The organism is Rathayibacter sp. RFBD1, from assembly GCF_002932915.1.
Classification (GTDB): Bacteria; Actinomycetota; Actinomycetes; order Actinomycetales; family Microbacteriaceae; genus Rathayibacter.
The window spans coordinates 1-20269 of the sequence record NZ_PSWQ01000017.1 but is presented as its reverse complement, the minus strand read 5'-3'; the positions used below and the strand labels follow the sequence as shown (position 1 = coordinate 20269).

The window sequence follows — 20269 nt, the reverse complement described above, 5'->3', positions numbered from 1 at the left end:
GGGCAGGGGGGACGGGCGGGGCCGGCGGGACCGGGACGGAGCCGTGCTGCTCGTCGGAGCCGGGGCCGGGACGGGTGCTGTCGTCGCTCATGGCGCGAGTCTAGCCAGCACCCGGGCGGCGGCGGAGGGGTTCCGTCCGCTCACGCGGGCAGGTACCCGCCGTCGCGCAGGTCGCCGACGAAGGCCGTCCAGGCGAGGTAGGCGATCACCGCGAGGACGATCGCGAGGTAGCCCAGCACGAAGCCGGCGACCGCGAGACCGCGGCCGCGCTGTCCGGAGCGTCGGGCCTGGGCGAAGCCGATGTGGCCGAGGACGATGGCGGCGGGCGCCAGCCCCAGCAGTCCGCACACCAGAGCCGCGACCGCGAGCGGATTCATCGGCGGGCGGCGGGGCGGGAGACCGGGGTAGGGATCGGCGGCGGCCGTCGGCGGCGGGTAGGCCGCCGACGGCTCGCCGAGCGGAGGGGCGAACGGCGCGGGCGCCGGTCCGGTCTGCGGTCCGGGCGCGGTGTCGTCGGTCACGGTGTCCTCCTGGTGGTGCGGGCGCCCCCGAGCCTCGGAGGCGTGTCGATCAGTACCCGGTCGTGGGCATGGTCGCCGCGATCGAGAAGAGCGCGACGAACGAGATGATGGTGATGATGATCGCGACGAAGCCGATGATGACGGCGGCGAGGGCGAGGCCGCGGCCCTTCTCCCCCGTGCGCTTGATCTGCGACAGGGCGATGAAGCCCAGCACGATGCCCACGATGGAGACGAAGAACGAGGCGATGAAGCCGATGATCGCCAGGATGTTGTAGCGGTCGGACGCGGGCGTGTACGGAGTGGTCATGGAATCCCCCAGGGTCAGGAACGAGCGGATGCGGCCAAGAGTGGCAGTGGCACGATCCGCCTGTCAAAAAGCTGGACGGCGCTTGCGCGCCCCGGCCGCCGCCCGGTAGAGGCCTCAGCGGACCTGGATCTCGGTGACCGGGAGGGTCGAGTCGGCCCCGAAGCCGAGCCCCGACGGCGGATGCCCCGCCTCGATCAGCTGCGCCGCCAGTGCGGCGATCATCGCGCCGTTGTCGGTGCAGAGCGAGAGCGCCGGGATCCGCAGGGTCACTCCCGCGGCCGCGCACCGCTCCTCCGCCAGAGCGCGCACCCGGGCGTTGGCGACCACGCCGCCCCCGAGCAGGAGGCGCGGCACGCCCCGGTCGCGGCAGGCGGCGAGCGCCTTCGTGAGCAGGACGTCGGCGACCGCCTCGCGGAAGCTCGCCGCGACGTCGGCCACGGGCACCTCCTCCCCCGCATCCTGGCGCTTCTCGACCCAGCGGGCGACCGCGGTCTTCAGCCCTGAGAACGAGAAGTCGTAGCGGTGGCGCTCGAGGTCCTTCGGCAGGCTGAGCCCGCGGGGGAAGCGGATCGCCTTCGGGTCCCCGTCCGCCGCCACCCGGTCGATCTGCGGTCCGCCGGGATAGGGCAGGCCCAGGACGCGCGCCACCTTGTCGAAGGCCTCGCCGGCGGCGTCGTCGATGGTCTCGCCGAGCAGCTCGACGTCCGACACCAGATCGCGCACGTGCAGGAGCGAGGTGTGCCCGCCCGAGACCAGCAGCGCGATCGTCGGCACCTCGACGGGGCTGCCCTCGCTGCCGTCGGCCCGGAGGACGTCGGCTCCCACATGTCCGACGAGGTGGTTCACGGCGTAGAGCGGCAGGCCGAGCGAGACGGCGAGCGCCTTCGCCGCTCCGACGCCGACCATGAGGGCGCCCGAGAGCCCCGGTCCGCTGGTGACCGCGATCGCGTCCAGGTCGCCGAGCGCGACACCGGCCTCGGAGAGCGCCGCGTGCAGGGCGGGCTCGAGCGCCTCCAGGTGCGCCCGGGCGGCCACCTCGGGCACGACGCCGCCGTAGCGGGCGTGCTCCTCCATCGAGGAGGCGATGGTGTTCGAGAGCAGCGTCGTGCCGCGGACGATGCCGATCCCCGTCTCGTCGCAGCTGGTCTCGATGCCGAGGACGAGGGGTCCGGTGCTCACGGGGTCTCCTGGGTCGGGGTCGGCGGCCGGCGCATCACGATCGCGTCCACTCCGTCGGGCTGGTAGTAGGCGGGGCGGACGCCGATCTCCTCGAAGCCCTCCGAGCGGTAGAGGGTCTGCGCGGCGGGGTTGTCGGCGCGGACCTCGAGGAAGACCTCGCGGGCGCCGCGTTCGCCGGCCGCCTCGAGGAGCGCGCGCAGCAGTCGGCGGCCGAGGCCGGTGCGGCGGACCCGGGCGACGACCGCGATCGTCTGCACGTCGCCCTCGTGGGCGCCGACGGGGCAGAGGAGCCCGGCGTAGCCGACCACCTCGCCGTCCTGCTCGGCGACCAGGTACCGGGTGTGACGGCTCCGGATCTCCTCCGCCATCATCCCGCGCGACCAGGCGTCGCCGACGAACTCGGACTGCTCGATCGCCATGACGGCGTCGAGGTCGTCCGGCTGCGCGTCGCGGAGCACGGCCTCGCTCATGCTGTCACCCGCTTGGGGCCGGCCGACAGCGTGACGTCGGGCGAGCGGAGGTAGAGGGGCTCGTCCGCGGCGCCGGGCCGGCCGGCAGCGCGCAGGCGGGCGGCCACGACTCCGAGCTCGCCGGCGGAGACCGCCTCGGCCTCCAGGCGCGGGAGGTCCGGATGCGGGAGGGCCGGCGGCTTGTCCAGGCCCGGGCCGGCGAGGCGGACGGGGAGTCCCTGGTCGTCGAGCCCGTCGTAGGCGCTCCAGTACAGCTCTCGGCGGCGGGCGTCGGTGACGACGAGGAAGCCCGCGGCGCGCCCGTGCCGCAGCGCGGCGAGCGCGATCGCGTCGTGCGAGACCACGGGGAGGGTGGGGACGCCGCGGCCGAGCGCGAAGGCCCGGGCGGCGGCGATCCCGACCCGGAGGCCGGTGAAGGGGCCGGGGCCCATGCCCACGGCGACCGCCTCGATGCCCCCGGGAGCCACGTCGGCCGCCTCGAGCGCCTCCTGGATCAGCCGGCCGACCACCTCCGCGTGGCGCATGGTGTCGGTCTCGGTGCGCTCCGAGCGCACGGCGCCCGCGGAGTCGACGACGGCGACGGAGGTTCCGGAGGAGGTGTCGATCGCGAGGAGCACGCGTCCAGGGTACCCGCGGGCTCAGCTCCAGCCGGTGCCGCGGAAGCGGACGGTCCGCGGCTCGATCGGCTCCTCGCCCTCCTCGGCGTCGGAGCCGGCGGTCGGCCGCTCGATGACCACGTCGAGCCAGGACTCCGCGACGCCGTCCAGCATCCCGGCCCCCCACTCCACGACGATCACAGAGCGCGCCGGATCGAGGTCGAGGTCGTCGAGCTCGACCGGCGAGCCCACGCGGTAGGCGTCGACGTGCACGAGCGGCGGCCCGTCGTGCAGCGGCGGATGCGTCCGCGCGATCACGAAGGTGGGGCTCGTCACGGGACCCCGCACGTCGAGGCCCTCGCCGAGCCCGCGCGTGAAGGTCGTCTTGCCCGCGCCGAGCGGCCCGGTCAGCACCAGCAGGTCGCCGGCGCGCAGCACTCGGCCGAGCTCGCGGCCGAGCTCCGCCATGGCCTCCGGATCGGCGACCTCGACGACGCGGTCCGCGAACCAGGAGCGCTCAGGCACGGCCGTCCGCCGCGCTCAGCAGCCGCCGCTGGACCCGCGGCCCGAGCCGGGTGACCAGCTCGTAGTTGATGGTGCCGCACCACCGCGCCCACTCGTCGACCGAGGGGACGCCGGTCGTCGGGTCGCCCCAGAGCGTCACCGGGTCGCCCGTCGCGACGCTCGCATCCCCCACGTCGACGACGAATTGGTCCATCGCGACCCGCCCGGCGATCCGGTGGCGGCGGCCGCCGATCGAGACCTCCGCGACGCCGGAGGCGCTCCGCGGGATGCCGTCCGCGTAGCCGAACGGCACGAGCGCGAGGGTCGTCCCGCCCTCGGCCCGCCAGGTGTAGTCGTAGCTCACGCCGGTCCCGTGGGGCACCCGGCGGACGCCGGCGACGCGGCCCTGCAGCGTCATCGCCGGGACGAGCCCGAGCTGGAGCGAGGTCTCGTCCTCGAACGGCGAGAGTCCGTAGAGGGCGATGCCGCTGCGCACCATGTCGAGGCGGGCCTCCGGGAGGCGCAGCGCCGCCGCCGTCGCCGCGAGGTGCAGGACCGGCGCCTGCACCCCGTGCGCCGCCAGCACGGCCTCGGCGCGGCGGAGGAGCGCGAGCTGGGCGAGGTCGTCCTCGCGCGAGGTGTTGGACAGGTGCGAGAACAGCCCGGTGAGGTGGACGGTGCCGCGAGCGCTGTGACGGGCGAGCGACTCCGCCAGGTGCGGCCACTCCTCCTCCGCGGCGCCGTTGCGGCTGAGGCCCGTGTCGACCTTGAGCTGCACGGCCGCGCGCACGCCGCGGTCCTCCGCCGACTGCGCGAGCGTGTCGAGCTGGTCGACCGAGGAGACGGCGACGTCGATCGAGTGCTCGAGCGCCGCGTCGAAGTCCTCGCCGGGGTCGTGCAGCCAGCAGAGGATCGGAGCGACGACGCCTGCCTCGCGCAGGGCCACGGCCTCCCGCAGCTCCGCGGTGCCGAGGGCGTCCGCGCCGCCGTCGAGCGCAGCCTGCGCCGCGGCCAGGGCGCCGTGCCCGTAGCCGTTGGCCTTGACGACGGCCATCAGCCGGCGGGCGCCGGTGAGCTCGCGCAGACGCGCGGCGTTCGCCGCCATCGCGTCGACGTCGATCACCGCCTCGCGGTACGACGCGGGGACGCTCACGACTCGGCCACCACGAACGCGCAGGCCACGCCCGCGTCGTGCGTCATCGAGAGGTGCAGGCGCGTGATCCCGCGCGCCTCCGCGGCCGCCCGGGCCGGGCCGTGCAGCGCGAAGGACGGATTCCCGTGCTCGTCCCGCTCGACGACCATGTCGTGCCAGCGGGCGCCCACGGAGTCGCCGAGCGCCTTGATCAGCGCCTCCTTGGCGGCGAAGCGGCCCGCCAGCGAGGCGACGGGGAGCGAGCGTTCGCTCTCGGCGAACAGCCGGTCGCGGAGCCGGGGCGTGCGCGTCAGCGAGCGCTCGAAGCGCGCGAGGTCCACGACGTCCACCCCGATCCCCACGATCACGGCTCGATCACTCGACCGTGACCGACTTGGCGAGGTTGCGCGGCTGGTCGACGTCGAGGCCCTTGGCGGCGGCGAGCTCCATTGCGAACATCTGCAGCGGGGTGACGGCGAGCAGCGGCTCGAACAGCGGGTCGGCGAGCGGGATCGGCACGACCTCGTCGGCGATCTGGATCGCGGCCGTGTCGCCCTGCTCCGCGATCGCGATGACGCGGGCGCCGCGGGCCTTGATCTCCTGGATGTTCGAGATCACCTTGCGCTGGAGCTCGTACGACTCGCTCGGGCTCGGCACGATCACGAAGACGACCTGGCCCGGCTCGATCAGTGCGATCGGGCCGTGCTTGAGCTCGCCCGCCGCGAAGCCCTCGGCGTGGATGTAGGCGAGCTCCTTGAGCTTCAGCGCGCCCTCGAGCGCCACCGGGTAGCCGACGTGGCGGCCGAGGAACAGCACCGCACGGGTGTCGGCCATCCAGCCGGCCAGCTGGGCGATGTCGTCGGAGGCGTCGAGCACGCGGGAGAGCTTCTCCGGGATCGCGGCGAGCTGGGCCGCCTGCGAGGCGACGAGCTCGGTGGAGGCGGCACCGCGCACCGCGGCCAGGTGCAGCCCGAAGAGGTAGAGCGCCGCGATCTGGGCGACGAAGGCCTTGGTCGAGGCGACCGCCACCTCCGGGCCCGCGTGCGTGTAGAGCACGGCGTCCGACTCGCGCGGGATCGTCGCGCCCTGGGTGTTGCAGACCGAGAGCGTCTTGGCGCCGTGCTCGCGGGCGTACTTGACCGCCATCAGCGTGTCCATCGTCTCGCCGGACTGGCTGATCGAGACGACGAGGGTGCGCGGGGTGAGCACCGGGTCGCGGTAGCGGAACTCGTGGCTGAGCTCGACCTCGACGGGGACGCGCGCCCATTTCTCGATCGCGTACTTGGCTACCATGCCCGAGTAGGCGGCCGTGCCGCAGGCGATGATCGTGATGCGGTCGATCTCCGTCAGCACCGGACCGAGCGCGTCGAGCTCGGGCAGCGTGATCGCGCCCTCGTGGATGCGGCCGCGGAGCGTGTTGGCGACGGCCTCGGGGCCCTCGGTGATCTCCTTGGCCATGAAGCTCGACCAGCCGCCCTTCTCGGACGCCGACGCGTCCCAGGCGATCTCGAACGGCTCGGTCTCGACGGGGTTGCCGAAGAAGTCGGTCACCGTGACGAGCTCCGGGGTGATCGTGACGATCTGGTCCTGGCCGATGGCGACCGCGCGGCGGGTGAACTCGACGAACGCCGCGACGTCGGAGCCGAGGAAGTTCTCCCCGTCGCCCAGGCCGATCACGAGCGGCGAGTTGCGGCGCGCGCCGACGACCACGCCGGGCTGGTCCTGGTGCAGGGCGAGCAGGGTGAACGCGCCCTCGAGGTGCGCGACGACGGCCTGGAAGGCGAGCACGAGGTCGCCGGTGCGGCGGTACTCGCGGGCGATCAGGTGCGCGGCGACCTCGGTGTCGGTCTCGCTCTCGAAGACGGCGCCCTCGGCGAGGAGCTGCTCCTTGAGCGGCTGGAAGTTCTCGATGATGCCGTTGTGGATGACGGCGAGCCTGCCCTCGTCCGCGAGGTGGGGGTGGGCGTTGCGGTCGGTCGGGCCGCCGTGCGTCGCCCAGCGGGTGTGGCCGATGCCCGTGGTGCCCTCGGCCAGCGGGTGCGCTTCGAGGTCGTCGACGAGGACGCTGAGCTTGCCCGAGCGCTTGCGGCTGTCGAGCTGCCCGTCGGCGTCGATCACGGCCACGCCGGCCGAGTCGTAGCCGCGGTACTCCAGACGCTTCAGGCCCCCGAGCAGCACGGCCAGGCTGTCGCGCTCACCGACGTATCCAACGATTCCACACATGCGCTCGATTCTAAGCGGCGCGGAGGCGCCTCCCGCGGCGTCGGGCACCCGGCGGGGCGGACGCTAGGATCGGTCCCCATGCCGTCGTCTCCTCGCGATCCCGCGCGCGACGCGCACCCCTCCCCCTTCGTCGAGATCGTCCGCTCCGACTGGGCCGAGCTCGCCCGCACCACGGAGCTGCCGCTGTCGGAGACCGAGGTCGTGCAGCTGCGGGGGCTGGGCGACCGGCTGAGCCTCACCGAGGTCGCGGAGGTCTACCTGCCGCTCTCGCGCCTGCTGAGCCTGTACGCCGGTGGCGCGCGGCACCTGCACCGCGCGACGAGCACGTTCCTCGGGGAGCGCGCGCAGCCGACTCCGTTCGTGATCGGCGTCGCGGGGTCGGTCGCGGTGGGCAAGTCGACGATCGCGCGCCTGCTTCGGGAGCTGCTCGCCCGCTGGGAGGACACGCCCCGCGTCGAGCTGGTGACCACCGACGGCTTCCTGCTGCCCAACCGCGAGCTGGAGCGCCGCGGTCTGATGAGCCGCAAGGGCTTCCCCGAGTCGTACGACCGGCGGGCGCTGCTGCGCTTCGTCTCGGAGGTGAAGGGCGGGGCCGCGGAGGTGCGCGCGCCGTTCTACTCGCACCTCTCCTACGACATCGTCCCCGACGCCGAGATCGTCGTGCGGCGGCCGGACGTGCTGATCGTCGAGGGCCTGAACGTGCTGCAGCCGCCGGTGCCCGGTCACGGCCTGGCGGTGAGCGACCTGTTCGACTTCACCGTCTACGTCGACGCCCGGACCAGCGACATCGCGCGCTGGTACGAGGAGCGCTTCCTCACCCTGCAGCAGGGCGCGTTCGCGAATCCGAACTCCTACTTCCACCGCTACGCGGCGCTCAGTCCGGACGAGGCCCGTGAGCGCGCGCGGAGCATCTGGGCCGCGATCAACGAGCCGAACCTGCTGCAGAACGTGCGCCCCACCCGCTCCCGCGCGAGCCTGGTCCTCCGCAAGCAGGCCGACCACACGGTCTCCTCGGTCCTCCTCCGCAAGATCTGACCGCGCCCCCGGTCGCTGTTCGCCGCCGCGCGCACCGCGCAGCCACCGACCTCGAACCCCTTCACCGCACGATCGGCGCAGGCTCGCCGCCACCCACGAGCCGTCAGCGTGAATCGCGTGCCAAGCGATTCACGCGCGGCGGCCGCAACCCGCTCCACCCGCGCAACCCCCTCGCGAAGCCGACCGCGAGGGGCCGCGCAGGGAGCGGCCCCGCAACGAACACCGCCGCGTGCCAAGCGATTCCCACGCGGCGAACGCGACCCGCTCCACCCATCGTGACCACCTCGCCAAGCCGACCGCGAGGAGCCGCGCAGGGAGCGGCCCAACCCACGAGCCGTCGTGGGAATCGCGTGCCAAGCGATTCACCCGCGGCGAACGCGCCCCGCTCCACCCATCGTAACCACCTCGCGAAGCCGACCGCGAGGAGCCGCGCAGGGAGCGGCTCCTTAAGAACGCAGCCGCTCGAGCACGACCGCGGCGAGCGATTCGGCGAGGCGGTCGGCCGTCTCCTGCGTCTTCGCCTCGACCATGACGCGCACCATCGGCTCGGTGCCGGAGGGGCGCAGGAGCACACGGCCGTCGCTGCCGAGCTCGGCGGTGGCGTCGGCGACGGCGGAGGCGATGACCTCGTCGTCGCGGACGCCCTCGCGGTCGACGCCGCGCACGTTGAGGAGGGTCTGCGGGAAGACGGACATGACGGCGGCCAGGTCGGCGATCGTGCGTCCGGTGCGGGCCATCTCGGCCGCGAGCTGGAGGCCGGTGAGCACGCCGTCGCCGGTGGTGGCGTAGCGGCTCATGATGACGTGGCCGGACTGCTCCCCGCCGAGCGAGTAGCCGCCGTCGTTCATCGCCTCGAGGACGTAGCGGTCGCCGACCGCGGTCTCGATGACGCGGATGCCGGCGTCGCGCATGGCGAGCTTGAGGCCGAGGTTGCTCATGACGGTGGCCACGAGGACGTCGTCGCGGAGGGCGCCGCGGCGGGCCATGGCGGTCGCGAGGATCGCCATGATCTGGTCGCCGTCGACGATGCGGCCCTCGGCGTCCACTGCGAGGCATCGGTCGGCGTCGCCGTCGTGGGCGATGCCGATGTCGGCGCCGGCCGCGCGGACGGCGTCGGCGACGTTGTCGAGGTGGGTGGAGCCCACTCCGTCGTTGATGTTGAGGCCGTCGGGGTCGTTGCCGATGACGGTGACGGTCGCTCCGGCGTCGGTGAACACCTGGGGCGAGATGCCGGCGGCGGCGCCGTGCGCGCAGTCGATGACCACGTGCAGGCCGTCGAGACGGGTGCCCTCGAGGGATCCGAGCAGGTGGAGGACGTAACGGTCCTCCGCGTCGGAGAAGCGGGTGATGCGGCCGACGTCGGCTCCGGTCGGCGTGAGCGGGGGCACTCCGAGGGCCGCTTCGATGCGGTTCTCGAGCTCGTCCGGGAGCTTGCGTCCGCCGGCGGCGAAGAACTTGATGCCGTTGTCGGCGGCGGGGTTGTGCGAGGCCGAGATCATCACGCCGAAGTCGGCGTTCTCGTCGGCGATGAGGTAGGCGGTGGCGGGCGTCGGGATGACGCCGGCGTCGAGCACGTCGACTCCCGCGCTCGCGAGACCCGCCGCGACCGCGGCTCCTATGAACTGACCGGAGATGCGGGGGTCGCGGGCGAGCACGGCGACGGGCCGACGGCCCTCGGCCCGGGCGGCCGCTCCGAGTACACGGGCGGCCGCCTGGGCGAGGCCGAGAGCCAGGTCGGCCGTGACCTCGCGATTCGCGAGGCCACGGACGCCGTCTGTTCCGAACAGGCGCGGCATGGTGCGCAGTCCCTTCTCGAGCTGCTGGTCGTGCGGCCGTCAGGCCGCGTCGACTAGCGCTTCGAGAACTGGGACGCCTTGCGGGCCTTCTTGAGACCGGCCTTCTTGCGCTCGATGACGCGGGCGTCGCGGGTCAGGAAGCCCGCCTTCTTCAGGATCGCGCGGTTGTTCTCGCGGTCGATCTCGTTGAGGGCACGGGCGATGGCGAGGCGCAGCGCGCCGGCCTGACCCGAGGGGCCGCCGCCGGTGATCTTGGCGACCACGTCGTAGGAGCCGATCAGGTCGAGCACCTTGAAGGGGTCGGTGATCAGCTGCTGGTGCAGCTTGTTGGGGAAGTACTCCGCGAACTCGCGGGCGTTGACGGTCATGCCGCCGTTGCCGGGGACGAGGCGCACGCGGGCGATGGCCTGCTTGCGTCGGCCCACGGCTGCGCCGGAGACGTTGAGGACGGCGCGGGGCGTCGTGGACGCCTCGGTGGCCGGGCTTTCGGTGGAGTAGCTCTCGGGAGCCACGTCGATCTGGTCTGCGATCTTCGCCACGGTGTAGGTGATCCTTTGTCTTCGAAGTCTGGGATGTCGGGGAGGGCCGGAGCCTACTGGGCGACCTGGGTGAAGGCGTACGCCTGCGGCTGCTGGGCCGCGTGGGGGTGCTCGGATCCCGTGTAGACCTTCAGCTTGCGCAGCTGGGCGCGGCCGAGGGAGTTCTTGGGGAGCATGCCGCGGATGGCCTTCTCGACGGCGCGGACCGGGTTCTTCTCGAGGAGCTCGGCGTACGTGGTGGCCGAGAGGCCGCCCGGGTAGCCGGAGTGGCGGTAGGCCTTCTTCTGGAGGAGCTTCTGGCCGGTGAGGGCGACCTTCTCCGCGTTGACGATGATGACGAAGTCGCCCATGTCCATGTGCGGCGCGAAGGTGGCCTTGTGCTTGCCGCGCAGGAGCGCCGCGGCGTGGGTGGCGAGACGGCCGAGCACGACGTCGGACGCGTCGATGACGATCCAGTCGTGCTGGACGTCAGCCGGCTTCGGAGAAAAAGTGCGAGTCACGTGAGTGCTGCTTTCTGGTCGGAGTGAGGTGTTCGTGGATCCCGCTCCGTGGCCGTTCGACCCTCGAGGGGGACGAACCGATCCGGTGGAGGGCTCAACTTCGGGCGCTCGGCACACGGCCGAAAACACCAAGGGTCGACATTACAGCAAAGCCCCTGTGCGGCCAAGCACGGATCGTGGCGGCAGGGGCTCCGGCGGCGGGAGGTGCGACCCGAGCCGCCACGGGTCGCGGGGCGAGGGCGCGCGCCCTCGCCTCACTCCGAGTCCTCCGGGTCCGGCCCCTCGGTCCGCACGGTGCGCTTCGCGCGGGTGAGCAGGGCCCGCTCGGCGAGCGCGTCGTCCTCGGGGTAGTCGACCTCGCGGAGGATGAGGCCGCGGGCCGGCATCACCGCGAACGCGTTGGTCCGTCGGGCGGCGTCCCGCAGCAGCGGGACCGCCCCCGCCTCGAGCTTCCCGGCGCCGACCGCGACGCACGCCCCCACGAGGGCCCGCACCATGCTGTGGCAGAAGGCGTCCGCGCGCAGGTGGGCGTGCAGGACGCCGTCGGCGTCTCGCTCCCAGGTGAAGTCGAGCAGGCTCCGGATGGTGGTGGCCCCTACGCGGGCACGGCAGAACGACGCGTAGTCGTGCAGGCCCAGGAGCGAGCCGGCCGCGGCCGACATCGCGTCGAGGTCGAGGGAGTCGGTGATCCAGGTGGTGTACGTGCGGTCGAGCGGGTGGCGCATCGAGGAGGCGTCGGCCAGCCGGTACTCGTACCGCCGCCAGCGCGCCGAGAACCGCGCGTCGAACCCCTCCGGCGCCTCCGTCACCCGGTGCACCGAGACGTCGGTGTACTGCCCGAGGATCCCGCGGAGCCGCCGCTCCAGGATCGACGCGGGCGGGAACGGCTCCTCTCCCGGTCGGCGCCTGCCGCTGCTGATGCGGCCCCACTGCTCGGGGGTGAGGTCGACGTGGGCGACCTGGGCGCTGGCGTGCACGCCGACGTCGGTGCGCCCGGCGACCGTCACGGTAGGGTGCCGCTCGGAGCGCAGCACCAGGGCGAGCGACTCCTCGAGCACCCCCTGCACGGTGCGGAGGCCGGGCTGCTTGGCCCAGCCGGAGAAGTGCGAGCCGTCGTAGGCCAGGTCGAGGCGGACGCGGTGGAGCATCAGACGAGTCTAGAGCGCGCCGTGGTCGCGGCTCAGGCGACCGCGAGCGGGACGTCGACGGTCGCCAGGGCCGAGACCGCCCAGCCGACCAGCGTCGACTGCTCGCCGACCGAGGAGACGATCCGCGCCTCCCAGCCGCCTGCGAGCACGGCCAGCTCGGAGGGGGCGGAGGCGATGCCCTGCACCCAGTAGGCGGCCGTGCCCAGCGAGACCGGCGCGGCGCCGAGCGCCTCGCCCGCACCGGTGAAGGTCTCGACGAGGGGCCCGCGGTGCAGCGTCAGCACGACGACCGGGTCGCCGCCGTCGACGGCGTAGGAGCACGTGTCTCCCGCGGCGGTGATCGACACGGTGCCCGCCGTCAGGCCGGCCTCCTGCTCGACGAGGGAGGCGGGGAGAGCGGTCGCGCAGTCCACGCCCTCGCTCGACGGCACGGAGGGCACGGAGGACACGGTCGGTGCGGCCGACGGCACCGGGGGCGTGCTCGCGAGGCCCGCCGACTCCGGCACGTCGATCACCTCGCCGGAGGCGCAGCCGCTCACTCCGGCCGCGAGTGCCAGGGCGAGGAGCGCCGCAGCGGCCGAGGAGCGCAGTCGCACAGGAGTCCTCCGAGGATCGTCGGGGCGGACCCCGGGAGCGCCGGTCGTGACGCGGCCGCACCCGACGAGCGCAGCCGTGCCATCGTAAGCGACGATTCGCGCCACTCGGCCCCGTTGAACGACGAGAGCCCCCCGCCCCGGAGGGGACGGAGGGCTCTCGGCAGAGAGGGCGTGACTACTTGGTCGCGCCGGTCTCCTCGACAGGAGCGTCCTGCGCGGCGTCCTCGACGGGAGCGTCCTGCACGGGCGCCTCCTCGACGGGGGTCTCCTCGGCAGTGGGCTCCTCGGCGGGGGCCTCGTCCACCGGAGCGGACACGGGCGCCGTGGCGGTGCGTGACTTCTTCGCCTTGGGCGTGACGGGCTCGAGGACGAGCTCGATCACGGCCATGGGCGCGTTGTCTCCCTTGCGGGGGCCGATCTTGGTGATGCGGGTGTAGCCGCCCTCGCGCTCGGCGACGAGCGGAGCGATCTCGGTGAAGAGCTCGTGGACGACCGACTTGTCGCCGATCGTCGCGAGGACGCGACGGCGGGCGTGCAGGTCGCCGCGCTTGGCGAAGGTCACCAGGCGCTCGGCGAGCGGACGAAGGCGCTTGGCCTTGGTCTCGGTCGTCTTGATGCTCTTGTGCGTGAACAGGGCCGCGGCCAGGTTCGCCAGCAGCAGGCGCTCGTGTGCGGGTCCGCCTCCGAGGCGGGGGCCCTTGGTGGGCTTGGGCATGGGTTTACTCCAGTACTAAAGGGGTGTCAGCAGGTCGGACGCGAGGAGCCGGGGCTCCGGAGCGGAGGACCTAGATGCTCTCGTCGTCGTAGCTGTAGAAGTGGGCGCCGTCGAACCCGGGGACCGAGTCCTTGAGCGACAGGCCGAGCTCCGTCAGCTTCTCCTTGACCTCATCCACCGACTTCTGACCGAAGTTGCGGATGTTCATGAGCTGCGTCTCCGAGAGGGCGACGAGCTCATTGACGTTGTTGATGCCCTCGCGCTTGAGGCAGTTGTAGCTGCGCACCGAGAGGTCGAGGTCCTCGATGGGCATGGACAGCTCGGTCGAGAGGACCGCGTCGACCGGCGCGGGGCCGATCTCGATGCCCTCGGCCGCGTTGTTCAGCTCGCGGGCGAGACCGAACAGCTCGGTCAGCGTGCGTCCGGCGGAGGCGATGGCGTCGCGCGGCGAGATCGCGGCCTTCGTCTCCACGTCCACGACCAGGCGGTCGAAGTCGGTGCGCTCGCCGGCACGGGTGGCCTCGACGCGGTAGGTGACCTTCAGCACGGGCGAGTAGATCGAGTCGACCGGGATCTGGCCGGCCTCGGAGAACTCGCTGCGGTTCTGGGTCGCCGAGACGTAGCCGCGGCCGCGCTCGATCGTGAGCTCGAGCTCGAACTTCGCCTTGTCGTTCAGCGTGGCGATGACGAGCTCCGGGTTGTGGATCTCGACACCGGCCGGAGCCGAGATGTCCGCGGCGGTGACCTGGCCGGCTCCCTGCTTGCGCAGGTAGGCGGTGATCGGCTCGTCGTGCTCGGAGGAGACGACGAGTCCCTTGATGTTCAGGATGATCTCGGTGACGTCCTCGCGGACGCCCGGGACGGTCGTGAACTCGTGCAGGACTCCGTCGATCCGGATGCTGGTGACAGCGGCGCCGGGGATGGAGGACAGCAGGGTGCGACGCAGCGAGTTGCCGAGCGTGTAGCCGAAGCCGGGCTCGAGGGGCTCGATGACGAAGCGGGAACGGAACTCCGAGATGTTCTCCTCGGTGAGCGTCGGACGCTGTGCGATAAGCACTGATGATTCCTTTCGATCACGTGTCCGCTATATGACACGTGCGTTTGCGAGGTGTGGAGTTGTGAAAGAAATGCGCGATCCGCCGGTCGGCCGCACTCCCCGCCCGGAGGCGGTTCGTGCGGCCGACCGACGGCTGCGAGTGCTGCTTAGACGCGACGACGCTTGGGCGGGCGGCAGCCGTTGTGCGCCTGCGGGGTGACGTCGTTGATCGAGCCGACCTCGAGGCCTGCGGCCTGGAGCGAGCGGATCGCGGTCTCACGACCCGAGCCGGGGCCCTTCACGAAGACGTCCACCTTCTTCATGCCGTGCTCCTGAGCCTGGCGCGCGGCCGACTCGGCGGCGAGCTGGGCGGCGAACGGCGTCGACTTGCGCGAGCCCTTGAAGCCGACTCCACCGGACGAGGCCCAGCTGATGACGGCCCCGGAGGGGTCGGTGATCGAGACGATGGTGTTGTTGAACGTCGACTTGATGTGGGCCTGGCCCACAGCGATGTTCTTCTTCTCCTTGCGGCGCGGCTTGCGCGCGGCCGACTTGGGGGTAGCCAATTCTGTATCTCCTCTAGGTCCGTGTCGCCCGCGTTACTTGCGGCCGGCCTTCTTCTTGCCGGCGACGGTGCGCTTGGGTCCCTTGCGGGTGCGCGCGTTCGTCTTGGTGCGCTGTCCACGGACCGGGAGGCCGCGACGGTGGCGGAGGCCCTCGTACGAGCCGATCTCGACCTTGCGGCGGATGTCGGCGGCGACCTCGCGGCGGAGGTCGCCCTCCACCTTGTAGTTGCCCTCGATGTAGTCGCGGAGCGAGACGAGCTGGTCGTCGCTAAGGTCCTTGACGCGGATGTTGCCGTCGATCCCGGTGTCGCTCAGGGTCTTGAGCGCGCGAGTGCGGCCGACACCGTAGATGTAGGTCAGTGCGACCTCCACGCGCTTCTCGCGCGGGATGTCTACTCCTGCCAGACGTGCCATTGTGGCTTCTCCTGTGAGTGAGTGGAGGTGTGAAGCAGCACCGGTGCCTCGGCCTCCGACCGAAGGTGTCCTCGCCGTCCACCCCGGGGTCGCCGGGGTGCTGCGCGATTTCTGGTGCTGCGGGTGTGTTCAGTTGTGCAGTGGGGGCGGCACGCCGCCCCTGCGCTCCCTCGCGGAAGCAGCGGGACTAGCCCTGGCGCTGCTTGTGGCGGGGGTTGCTGCTGCAGATGACCATCACGTTGCCGTGGCGGCGGATGATCTTGCAGTGGTCGCAGATGCGCTTGACGCTGGGGTTGACCTTCATTGTTCTTGTCCTTGTTTTCGCTGGCGTCGTGCTCCCGGCGGATGCCGGGGCCGTTCCTTACAGGACACGCACGTCGCGAACGTCAGCGGAGCGAACGCCTACTTGTAGCGGTAGACGATCCGGCCGCGGGTCAGGTCGTAGGGGCTCAGCTCCACGATCACCCGGTCCTCGGGGAGGATCCGGATGTAGTGCTGACGCATCTTGCCCGAGATATGGGCGAGAACTTTGTGTCCGTTGGTCAGCTCCACGCGGAACATCGCGTTGGGGAGCGCCTCGACAACCGCACCTTCGATTTCGATGACACCGTCTTTTTTGGCCATAGCCTCACTGTCGTTCGGAAGTAGTGTGTGTACTGGTCGTGCGAATGTTTCCGCGACGAGCCACCACCGGGCGAGAGCCCGGATCGGGGTTCGCGGGCATGCCGGAGCACGCGCAAAACACCAAGGGTCGATACTACGCGAATCGCGGCCGCTCCGCCACCTCGGGCGTGTCGCCCCCTCCTCCGCCTCCGCGCCCGACGCGCGCCCCCTGCCGGGCCCCGCGTCCGCCGCCGCCTAGGCTGGCTCCGTCGAGCCGGAGGGAGAGCACATGGCGCGCACGACGAGGTCCGCGACCGCGAGGCGGAGCTGGTACTCGCACCCGGTGGTGACGATCCTGGCGGCGATCGCGGTCATCGCCCTGGTGCAGACCTTCTTCGTGAAGGTGTACACGGTGCCGACCGGCTCGATGGAGAACACCCTCCAGGGCGGCGGATTCTTCGGCGACCGCATCCTGGTCGACCGCACCCTCGCCCTCCAGGGCGGGCCGGAGGAGGGCCAGATCGTCGTCTTCTCGCGCGACGCCGACTGGGGCGCGAGCGACGAGGCCGGCAGCCCCCTCTCCGAGATCGTGAAGACGTTCGGCGACGTCACCAGCATCGGCCCCTCCCACGAGGAGTTCCTCGTCAAGAGGCTGATCGCCGAGGGGGGCCACACCGTCTCCTGCTGCGACGCCGAGGGGCATGCGCTGGTCGACGGGAAGCCGCTGGACGAGTCCTACGTGTTCGAGGACTTCCCCTTCACCCCCGGGACCCTCGACTGCACGACGAGCCCCGCGTCCCTCCGCTGCTTCGACGAGTACACCGTCCCCGAGGGCTCCCTCTTCGTCCTGGGCGACCACCGGTCGAACTCCAACGACTCGCTCGGCGAGTGCCGCGGCGCCGGCGGGCCGATCGACACGTGCGTGAAGACCGTGCCGATCGACAGGGTCACCGGACGCGTCTTCGCCGTGGCCTGGCCGCTCACCCGCTGGCGGCTGTTCTAGCGCTCCACCCGAGCCGCCGCAGACGACGAGGTCCCCCGCCGGAAGCAGGGGACCTCGTCGTCGTTCACCGCCGTGCGGCCACGGGACTAGCCGCGGACGACCGCCACGACCCGGTCGAAGAGCGGGTGCTCGGCCGTGAGGCCGGTGACCTCCGCCACGAACTCCTCCGGGCTGAGCGCGGCCAGCTTCTCGTGGAGCTCCACGCTCTGGGGGTCCTCGGGCACGTCGAAGCGCAGCGCGGCGCCGATCGCGGCGAGCAGGCCCTCCGGCGTGCGCCCGCGCTCGGCGAGCTCGGCCGCCGGTCCGATGAAGCGCTCGTGCCGCGACAGCTTCCGCAGCGGCTGGCGTCCCACCCGGTCGACCGTGTCGGTCAGGTACGGGTTCGCGAAGCGCTTCAGCGTCTTCTCGAGGTAGGCCTGCTGCTCCTCGTCGCTGAAGCCGTGCTTGGCCACGATGAGCGCCTTGGTGTCCTCGAGCGCGGCCTTGACCGCGTCGTGCACCTCGGGCATCGCCAGCGCGTCGGAGAGCTTGTGCGCTCCGGCCGCGAAGCCGGTGTACGCGGCCGTCGCGTGGCCGGTGTTCACGGTGAAGAGCTTCCGCTCGATGAACGGCTCGAGGTCGTCGACCCAGGTCGCGCCCGGGATCTCCGGCTCGGTGCCCTCGAACGGAGTGCGGTCGACGACCCACTCGAAGAAGCTCTCCACCGTCACGTCCAGGCCCTGGCCCGGGTCCTGGTTGGGGACGATGCGGTCCACCGCGGTGTCGGCGAAGACGGCGCGGGTGCGCAGGCGCTCCCACTCGTCCGCACCGAGGTTCGCGGCGACCTCGGTCTGCAGGAGGCGCGTGGCGTTGATCGCGTTCTCGCAGGCCATGACCGCCAGCCGCGGCGCCGACTCGTCGCGGGCGGCGAGGCCCTTCGCGATCACGGGGGCGACGAAGCGCAGGATGTTCGGGCCGACGGCCGTGGTGACGATGTCGGCGGCGGCGATCTCGCGGACGAGCGCCTCCTCGTCGGCGGCCGAGTCGATCGCCCGGAAGCGGTCGACGACGTGCGTGGCCGCCTCCTCCCCCACCTCGTGCACCTCGTAGCTGTCGGCGGCGGCGAGGCGGCCGATCAGCTCGGAGTTGACGTCGGCGAAGACGAGCTCGTAGCCGGCGCCGTGCAGGATCAGGCCGACGAAGCCGCGGCCGATGTTGCCGGCGCCGAAGTGGACGGCGGTGGGCATCAGGAGTTGACCTCGCCCAGCAGGCTGTAGAGCGACTGCGCGTCCGGGGCGTCGAGGAGCTTCTGCACCTCGTCCTCCTCCGAGAAGATGATCGCGATCTTGGAGAGGATCTCGAGGTGCTCGTTGTCGACGCCGGCGATGCCGACGACGAAGCGCACCTCGTTGCCGTCCCAGTCGATCGGCTGCGCATAGCGCACGAACGAGAGGGCGGAGGAGCGGATCTCGTCCTTCGCGTCGTTGGTGCCGTGCGGGATGGCGAGCAGGTTGCCCATGTAGGTCGAGACGGTCGCCTCGCGGGCGAGCATGGCCTCGTAGTAGGCGGGGGTGACCGCGCCGACGCCGACCAGCATGTCGGCGGCCTCCTTGATGGCGGCCTCCTTCGTGGTGGCGGTGCCGGAGGCGTCGATCTGTCCGATGGTGAGCACGTCGCTCATGGGGTGCGTCCTTCCGTGGAGGTGCTGACAGCGAGGGAACCCGCAGGGGCGAGCGGAGCGTGTCCGCTCTGTCGCACCCTACGGGTTCCCTCCGAATGGTTGGCGTACTACTTGCCGTGCTGCTCCGCGACCAGCGAGACGACCTCGTCGTACTTCGGGCTGTTCATGAAGTTGTCCACGGAGACGTGGATGGCGCCCGGAGTGCGCTGGCGGGCGCGCTCCGTGAGCTCGGCCTGGGTGATGACCAGGTCCACGTCGTCCTCGAGAGCGGCGATCGCCTTGTTGGTGACCGTGACGTCCTCGAAGCCCGCCTTCTTCATCTTGTTCCGCAGCACCGAGGCGCCCATCGCGGACGAGCCCATGCCGGCGTCGCAGGCGAAGACGATGTTCCGGACCTGGGTCGCGGTTGCCGTGGCCCCCGCGGTCGAGGCGCCGGCCGAGTCCTGCGGAGCGTTGGCGCCGCGGGCGTTGATGAGCGAGCCGACGGCGCTCTCCTTGCCCTTGTTCGCCTCGTTGGCGGCGACGGCGGCGGCGAGCTTGTCGTCGCCCTCCTGCTCCGCGGCCAGGTCGCGCTTGCGGCCGGACCGGATGATGACCGAGGCCACCAGGAACGACACGGCGGTCGCGAGGATCACCGAGAGGATGACGCCGAGGAAGCTGTCGTTCGCGGTCTGCAGGAGCACCGCGATGATCGAGCCGGGCGAGGCGGGGGCGCGGAGGCCGGAGTTGAACGCGACGTTCGTCGCGACACCGGTCGCACCGCCGAGGATGACGGCCGCGAGCAGCGCCGGCTTCATCAGCACGTACGGGAAGTAGATCTCGTGGATGCCGCCGATGAAGTGGATGATCGCCGCGCCGGGAGCCGAGGCGCGGGCCGCGCCGACGCCGAAGAACGCGAAGGCCAGGAGCACGCCCATGCCGGGGCCGGGGTTGGCCTCGAGGAGGAAGAGGTAGGACTTGCCCGCCTCCTCCGCCTGCTGCACGCCCAGCGGCGTGAGGATGCCGTGATTGATGGCGTTGTTGAGGAAGAGGATCTTCGCCGGCTCGATGAAGAGCGAGGTCAGCGGGAGCAGGCCCGCGTTGACCAGGAACTCCACGCCGGCACCGAGGGCGGTCGAGAGGCCGACCACGAGCGGCGCGACGCCCGCGAAGGCGAGGAGCGCGAGGAGGAGGCCGAGGATTCCGGCGGAGAAGTTGTTGACCAGCATCTCGAAACCGGGCTTGATCTTGCCGTCCCAGATCGAGTCGACCTTCTTCATGAGCCACGCCGACAGCGGGCCCATGATCATGGCGCCGATGAACATCGGGATGCCGGCGCCGACGATGACGCCCATGGTCGCGATGGTGCCGACCACGCCTCCGCGGGCGCCGTAGACCATGCGGCCGCCGGTGTTCGCGATGAGGAGCGGGAGAAGGTAGGTGATCATCGGGGCGACGAGGCCGGTGTTGACCACGTCGGGATCCGTGCTCCAGCCGCCGAACTGCTGGACCCAGGTGGCGTCGATGCCGAGGAGGGGGAGCCATCCGGTCTGGATGAAGAGGGCCGTGATGAAGCCCCAGGCGATGAAGGCCGCGATGTTCGGCATGACCATTCCCGAGAGGAAGGTGCCGAAGCGCTGGACGTGGACGCGCGCTCCACCGCGCGTCGACGTCGCTGACGTCGTTGTCATGTGGTGTGTTCTCCGATTTCTAGGGGCGGGCGGGCGGGGCTCTCCCTAGGTGTCCC

25 protein-coding genes are annotated in these 20269 nt (G+C 71.6%); 2 read left to right on the top strand and 23 right to left on the bottom strand.

What is annotated here, in order from left to right:
• Positions 1-140: 140 nt before the first annotated feature.
• The 9 genes from C5D50_RS08190 to glmS all read right to left on the bottom strand — a co-directional run bounded on the left by C5D50_RS08190 (position 141) and on the right by glmS (position 6932).
• On the bottom strand, positions 141-521 hold the full coding sequence (locus C5D50_RS08190) for a DUF4190 domain-containing protein (RefSeq protein WP_104234159.1): 381 nt from the start codon (positions 519-521) through the stop codon (positions 141-143).
• 49 nt (positions 522-570) lie between these two features.
• Positions 571-828 (bottom strand): DUF4190 domain-containing protein, encoded by a 258-nt coding sequence (locus C5D50_RS08185; protein ID WP_104234158.1) that lies wholly within the window; start codon positions 826-828, stop codon positions 571-573.
• A gap of 114 nt (positions 829-942) precedes the next feature.
• Positions 943-2007: a tRNA (adenosine(37)-N6)-threonylcarbamoyltransferase complex transferase subunit TsaD gene (gene tsaD / locus C5D50_RS08180; RefSeq protein WP_104225013.1), complete on the bottom strand. Its 1065-nt coding sequence runs from the start codon at positions 2005-2007 to the stop codon at positions 943-945.
• Complete coding sequence (gene rimI / locus C5D50_RS08175; RefSeq protein ID WP_104283240.1) at positions 2004-2477, bottom strand: ribosomal protein S18-alanine N-acetyltransferase; 474 nt, start codon at positions 2475-2477, stop codon at positions 2004-2006. The genes tsaD and rimI overlap by 4 nt, the downstream gene beginning before the upstream one ends.
• Complete coding sequence (tsaB, locus tag C5D50_RS08170) at positions 2474-3094, bottom strand: tRNA (adenosine(37)-N6)-threonylcarbamoyltransferase complex dimerization subunit type 1 TsaB (RefSeq protein ID WP_104283239.1); 621 nt, start codon at positions 3092-3094, stop codon at positions 2474-2476. The genes rimI and tsaB overlap by 4 nt, the downstream gene beginning before the upstream one ends.
• A 21-nt stretch (positions 3095-3115) precedes the next feature.
• Complete coding sequence (gene tsaE / locus C5D50_RS08165) at positions 3116-3541, bottom strand: tRNA (adenosine(37)-N6)-threonylcarbamoyltransferase complex ATPase subunit type 1 TsaE (protein ID WP_104227417.1); 426 nt, start codon at positions 3539-3541, stop codon at positions 3116-3118.
• A 49-nt stretch (positions 3542-3590) separates the two neighbouring features.
• The gene (gene alr / locus C5D50_RS08160; RefSeq protein ID WP_104283238.1) at positions 3591-4730 is read right to left on the bottom strand and encodes an alanine racemase; all 1140 of its coding nucleotides are present in this window, start codon (positions 4728-4730) and stop codon (positions 3591-3593) included.
• On the bottom strand, positions 4727-5077 hold the full coding sequence (locus C5D50_RS08155) for a holo-ACP synthase (protein WP_104248197.1): 351 nt from the start codon (positions 5075-5077) through the stop codon (positions 4727-4729). The genes alr and C5D50_RS08155 overlap by 4 nt, the downstream gene beginning before the upstream one ends.
• Positions 5078-5084: 7 nt before the next feature.
• Complete coding sequence (glmS, locus tag C5D50_RS08150; RefSeq protein WP_104227413.1) at positions 5085-6932, bottom strand: glutamine--fructose-6-phosphate transaminase (isomerizing); 1848 nt, start codon at positions 6930-6932, stop codon at positions 5085-5087.
• A 78-nt stretch (positions 6933-7010) separates the two neighbouring features.
• On the opposite strand from glmS, the gene coaA reads away from it, so the two are divergent.
• Positions 7011-7967 carry a type I pantothenate kinase gene (gene coaA, locus C5D50_RS08145; RefSeq protein ID WP_104234153.1) on the top strand — a complete coding sequence of 319 codons (957 nt, stop codon included), beginning with the start codon at positions 7011-7013 and terminating at the stop codon, positions 7965-7967.
• Between the two features lie 446 nt (positions 7968-8413).
• On the opposite strand, the gene glmM is transcribed toward coaA, so the two are convergent.
• The 11 genes from glmM to infA form a co-directional block, all read right to left on the bottom strand.
• On the bottom strand, positions 8414-9763 hold the full coding sequence (gene glmM / locus C5D50_RS08140) for a phosphoglucosamine mutase (protein WP_104251130.1): 1350 nt from the start codon (positions 9761-9763) through the stop codon (positions 8414-8416).
• 53 nt (positions 9764-9816) lie between these two features.
• A complete protein-coding gene (gene rpsI, locus C5D50_RS08135) occupies positions 9817-10302 on the bottom strand; it encodes a 30S ribosomal protein S9 (protein ID WP_104225004.1) in 486 nt (161 codons plus the stop codon).
• A gap of 53 nt (positions 10303-10355) precedes the next feature.
• Positions 10356-10802, bottom strand: coding sequence for a 50S ribosomal protein L13 (gene rplM, locus C5D50_RS08130; protein ID WP_104225003.1), 447 nt, complete (start codon positions 10800-10802; stop codon positions 10356-10358).
• A 254-nt stretch (positions 10803-11056) separates the two neighbouring features.
• Complete coding sequence (locus C5D50_RS08125) at positions 11057-11950, bottom strand: tRNA pseudouridine(38-40) synthase TruA (protein WP_104283236.1); 894 nt, start codon at positions 11948-11950, stop codon at positions 11057-11059.
• Between the two features lie 32 nt (positions 11951-11982).
• On the bottom strand, positions 11983-12546 hold the full coding sequence (locus C5D50_RS08120; RefSeq protein ID WP_104283235.1) for a hypothetical protein: 564 nt from the start codon (positions 12544-12546) through the stop codon (positions 11983-11985).
• 175 nt (positions 12547-12721) lie between these two features.
• On the bottom strand, positions 12722-13261 hold the full coding sequence (rplQ, locus tag C5D50_RS08115; RefSeq protein WP_104251133.1) for a 50S ribosomal protein L17: 540 nt from the start codon (positions 13259-13261) through the stop codon (positions 12722-12724).
• A 70-nt stretch (positions 13262-13331) separates the two neighbouring features.
• The gene (locus tag C5D50_RS08110) at positions 13332-14318 is read right to left on the bottom strand and encodes a DNA-directed RNA polymerase subunit alpha (RefSeq protein ID WP_104224999.1); all 987 of its coding nucleotides are present in this window, start codon (positions 14316-14318) and stop codon (positions 13332-13334) included.
• 146 nt (positions 14319-14464) lie between these two features.
• Positions 14465-14863, bottom strand: a complete 399-nt coding sequence (gene rpsK, locus C5D50_RS08105; protein WP_055787170.1) for a 30S ribosomal protein S11 — start codon at positions 14861-14863, stop codon at positions 14465-14467.
• A gap of 33 nt (positions 14864-14896) precedes the next feature.
• The gene (gene rpsM / locus C5D50_RS08100; protein ID WP_068251511.1) at positions 14897-15277 is read right to left on the bottom strand and encodes a 30S ribosomal protein S13; all 381 of its coding nucleotides are present in this window, start codon (positions 15275-15277) and stop codon (positions 14897-14899) included.
• A gap of 187 nt (positions 15278-15464) precedes the next feature.
• Positions 15465-15581, bottom strand: coding sequence for a 50S ribosomal protein L36 (gene rpmJ, locus C5D50_RS08095; protein WP_055787164.1), 117 nt, complete (start codon positions 15579-15581; stop codon positions 15465-15467).
• 98 nt (positions 15582-15679) lie between these two features.
• Positions 15680-15901 carry a translation initiation factor IF-1 gene (infA, locus tag C5D50_RS08090; RefSeq protein ID WP_022883252.1) on the bottom strand — a complete coding sequence of 74 codons (222 nt, stop codon included), beginning with the start codon at positions 15899-15901 and terminating at the stop codon, positions 15680-15682.
• 268 nt (positions 15902-16169) lie between these two features.
• On the opposite strand from infA, the gene lepB reads away from it, so the two are divergent.
• Complete coding sequence (lepB, locus tag C5D50_RS08085) at positions 16170-16883, top strand: signal peptidase I (RefSeq protein WP_104283234.1); 714 nt, start codon at positions 16170-16172, stop codon at positions 16881-16883.
• 86 nt (positions 16884-16969) lie between these two features.
• On the opposite strand, the gene C5D50_RS08080 is transcribed toward lepB, so the two are convergent.
• From C5D50_RS08080 to C5D50_RS08070, 3 genes are all read right to left on the bottom strand, one after another.
• Positions 16970-18109, bottom strand: coding sequence for a mannitol-1-phosphate 5-dehydrogenase (locus C5D50_RS08080; RefSeq protein ID WP_104261553.1), 1140 nt, complete (start codon positions 18107-18109; stop codon positions 16970-16972).
• On the bottom strand, positions 18109-18543 hold the full coding sequence (locus tag C5D50_RS08075; protein WP_104224996.1) for a PTS sugar transporter subunit IIA: 435 nt from the start codon (positions 18541-18543) through the stop codon (positions 18109-18111). Before C5D50_RS08075 ends, C5D50_RS08080 begins: the two co-directional genes overlap by 1 nt.
• Positions 18544-18650: 107 nt before the next feature.
• Positions 18651-20213 carry a PTS mannitol transporter subunit IICB gene (locus tag C5D50_RS08070; RefSeq protein ID WP_104224995.1) on the bottom strand — a complete coding sequence of 521 codons (1563 nt, stop codon included), beginning with the start codon at positions 20211-20213 and terminating at the stop codon, positions 18651-18653.
• Positions 20214-20269: the final 56 nt, after the last annotated feature.

What these genes read in the sequence shown, in the direction of transcription:
- C5D50_RS08080 (WP_104261553.1), bottom strand. Translation starts at nt 18,109, where the DNA reads ATGCCCACCGCCGTCCACTTCGGCGCCGGCAACATCGGCCGCGGCTTC.
- C5D50_RS08075 (WP_104224996.1), bottom strand. Translation starts at nt 18,543, where the DNA reads ATGAGCGACGTGCTCACCATCGGACAGATCGACGCCTCCGGCACCGCC.
- glmS (WP_104227413.1), bottom strand. Translation starts at nt 6,932, where the DNA reads ATGTGTGGAATCGTTGGATACGTCGGTGAGCGCGACAGCCTGGCCGTG.
- rpsM (WP_068251511.1), bottom strand. Translation starts at nt 15,277, where the DNA reads ATGGCACGTCTGGCAGGAGTAGACATCCCGCGCGAGAAGCGCGTGGAG.
- infA (WP_022883252.1), bottom strand. Translation starts at nt 15,901, where the DNA reads ATGGCCAAAAAAGACGGTGTCATCGAAATCGAAGGTGCGGTTGTCGAG.
- C5D50_RS08070 (WP_104224995.1), bottom strand. Translation starts at nt 20,213, where the DNA reads ATGACAACGACGTCAGCGACGTCGACGCGCGGTGGAGCGCGCGTCCAC.
- rimI (WP_104283240.1), bottom strand. Translation starts at nt 2,477, where the DNA reads ATGAGCGAGGCCGTGCTCCGCGACGCGCAGCCGGACGACCTCGACGCC.
- glmM (WP_104251130.1), bottom strand. Translation starts at nt 9,763, where the DNA reads ATGCCGCGCCTGTTCGGAACAGACGGCGTCCGTGGCCTCGCGAATCGC.
- rpmJ (WP_055787164.1), bottom strand. Translation starts at nt 15,581, where the DNA reads ATGAAGGTCAACCCCAGCGTCAAGCGCATCTGCGACCACTGCAAGATC.
- tsaE (WP_104227417.1), bottom strand. Translation starts at nt 3,541, where the DNA reads ATGGCGGAGCTCGGCCGCGAGCTCGGCCGAGTGCTGCGCGCCGGCGAC.
- C5D50_RS08125 (WP_104283236.1), bottom strand. Translation starts at nt 11,950, where the DNA reads ATGCTCCACCGCGTCCGCCTCGACCTGGCCTACGACGGCTCGCACTTC.
- coaA (WP_104234153.1), top strand. Translation starts at nt 7,011, where the DNA reads ATGCCGTCGTCTCCTCGCGATCCCGCGCGCGACGCGCACCCCTCCCCC.
- C5D50_RS08185 (WP_104234158.1), bottom strand. Translation starts at nt 828, where the DNA reads ATGACCACTCCGTACACGCCCGCGTCCGACCGCTACAACATCCTGGCG.
- lepB (WP_104283234.1), top strand. Translation starts at nt 16,170, where the DNA reads ATGGCGCGCACGACGAGGTCCGCGACCGCGAGGCGGAGCTGGTACTCG.
- rplQ (WP_104251133.1), bottom strand. Translation starts at nt 13,261, where the DNA reads ATGCCCAAGCCCACCAAGGGCCCCCGCCTCGGAGGCGGACCCGCACAC.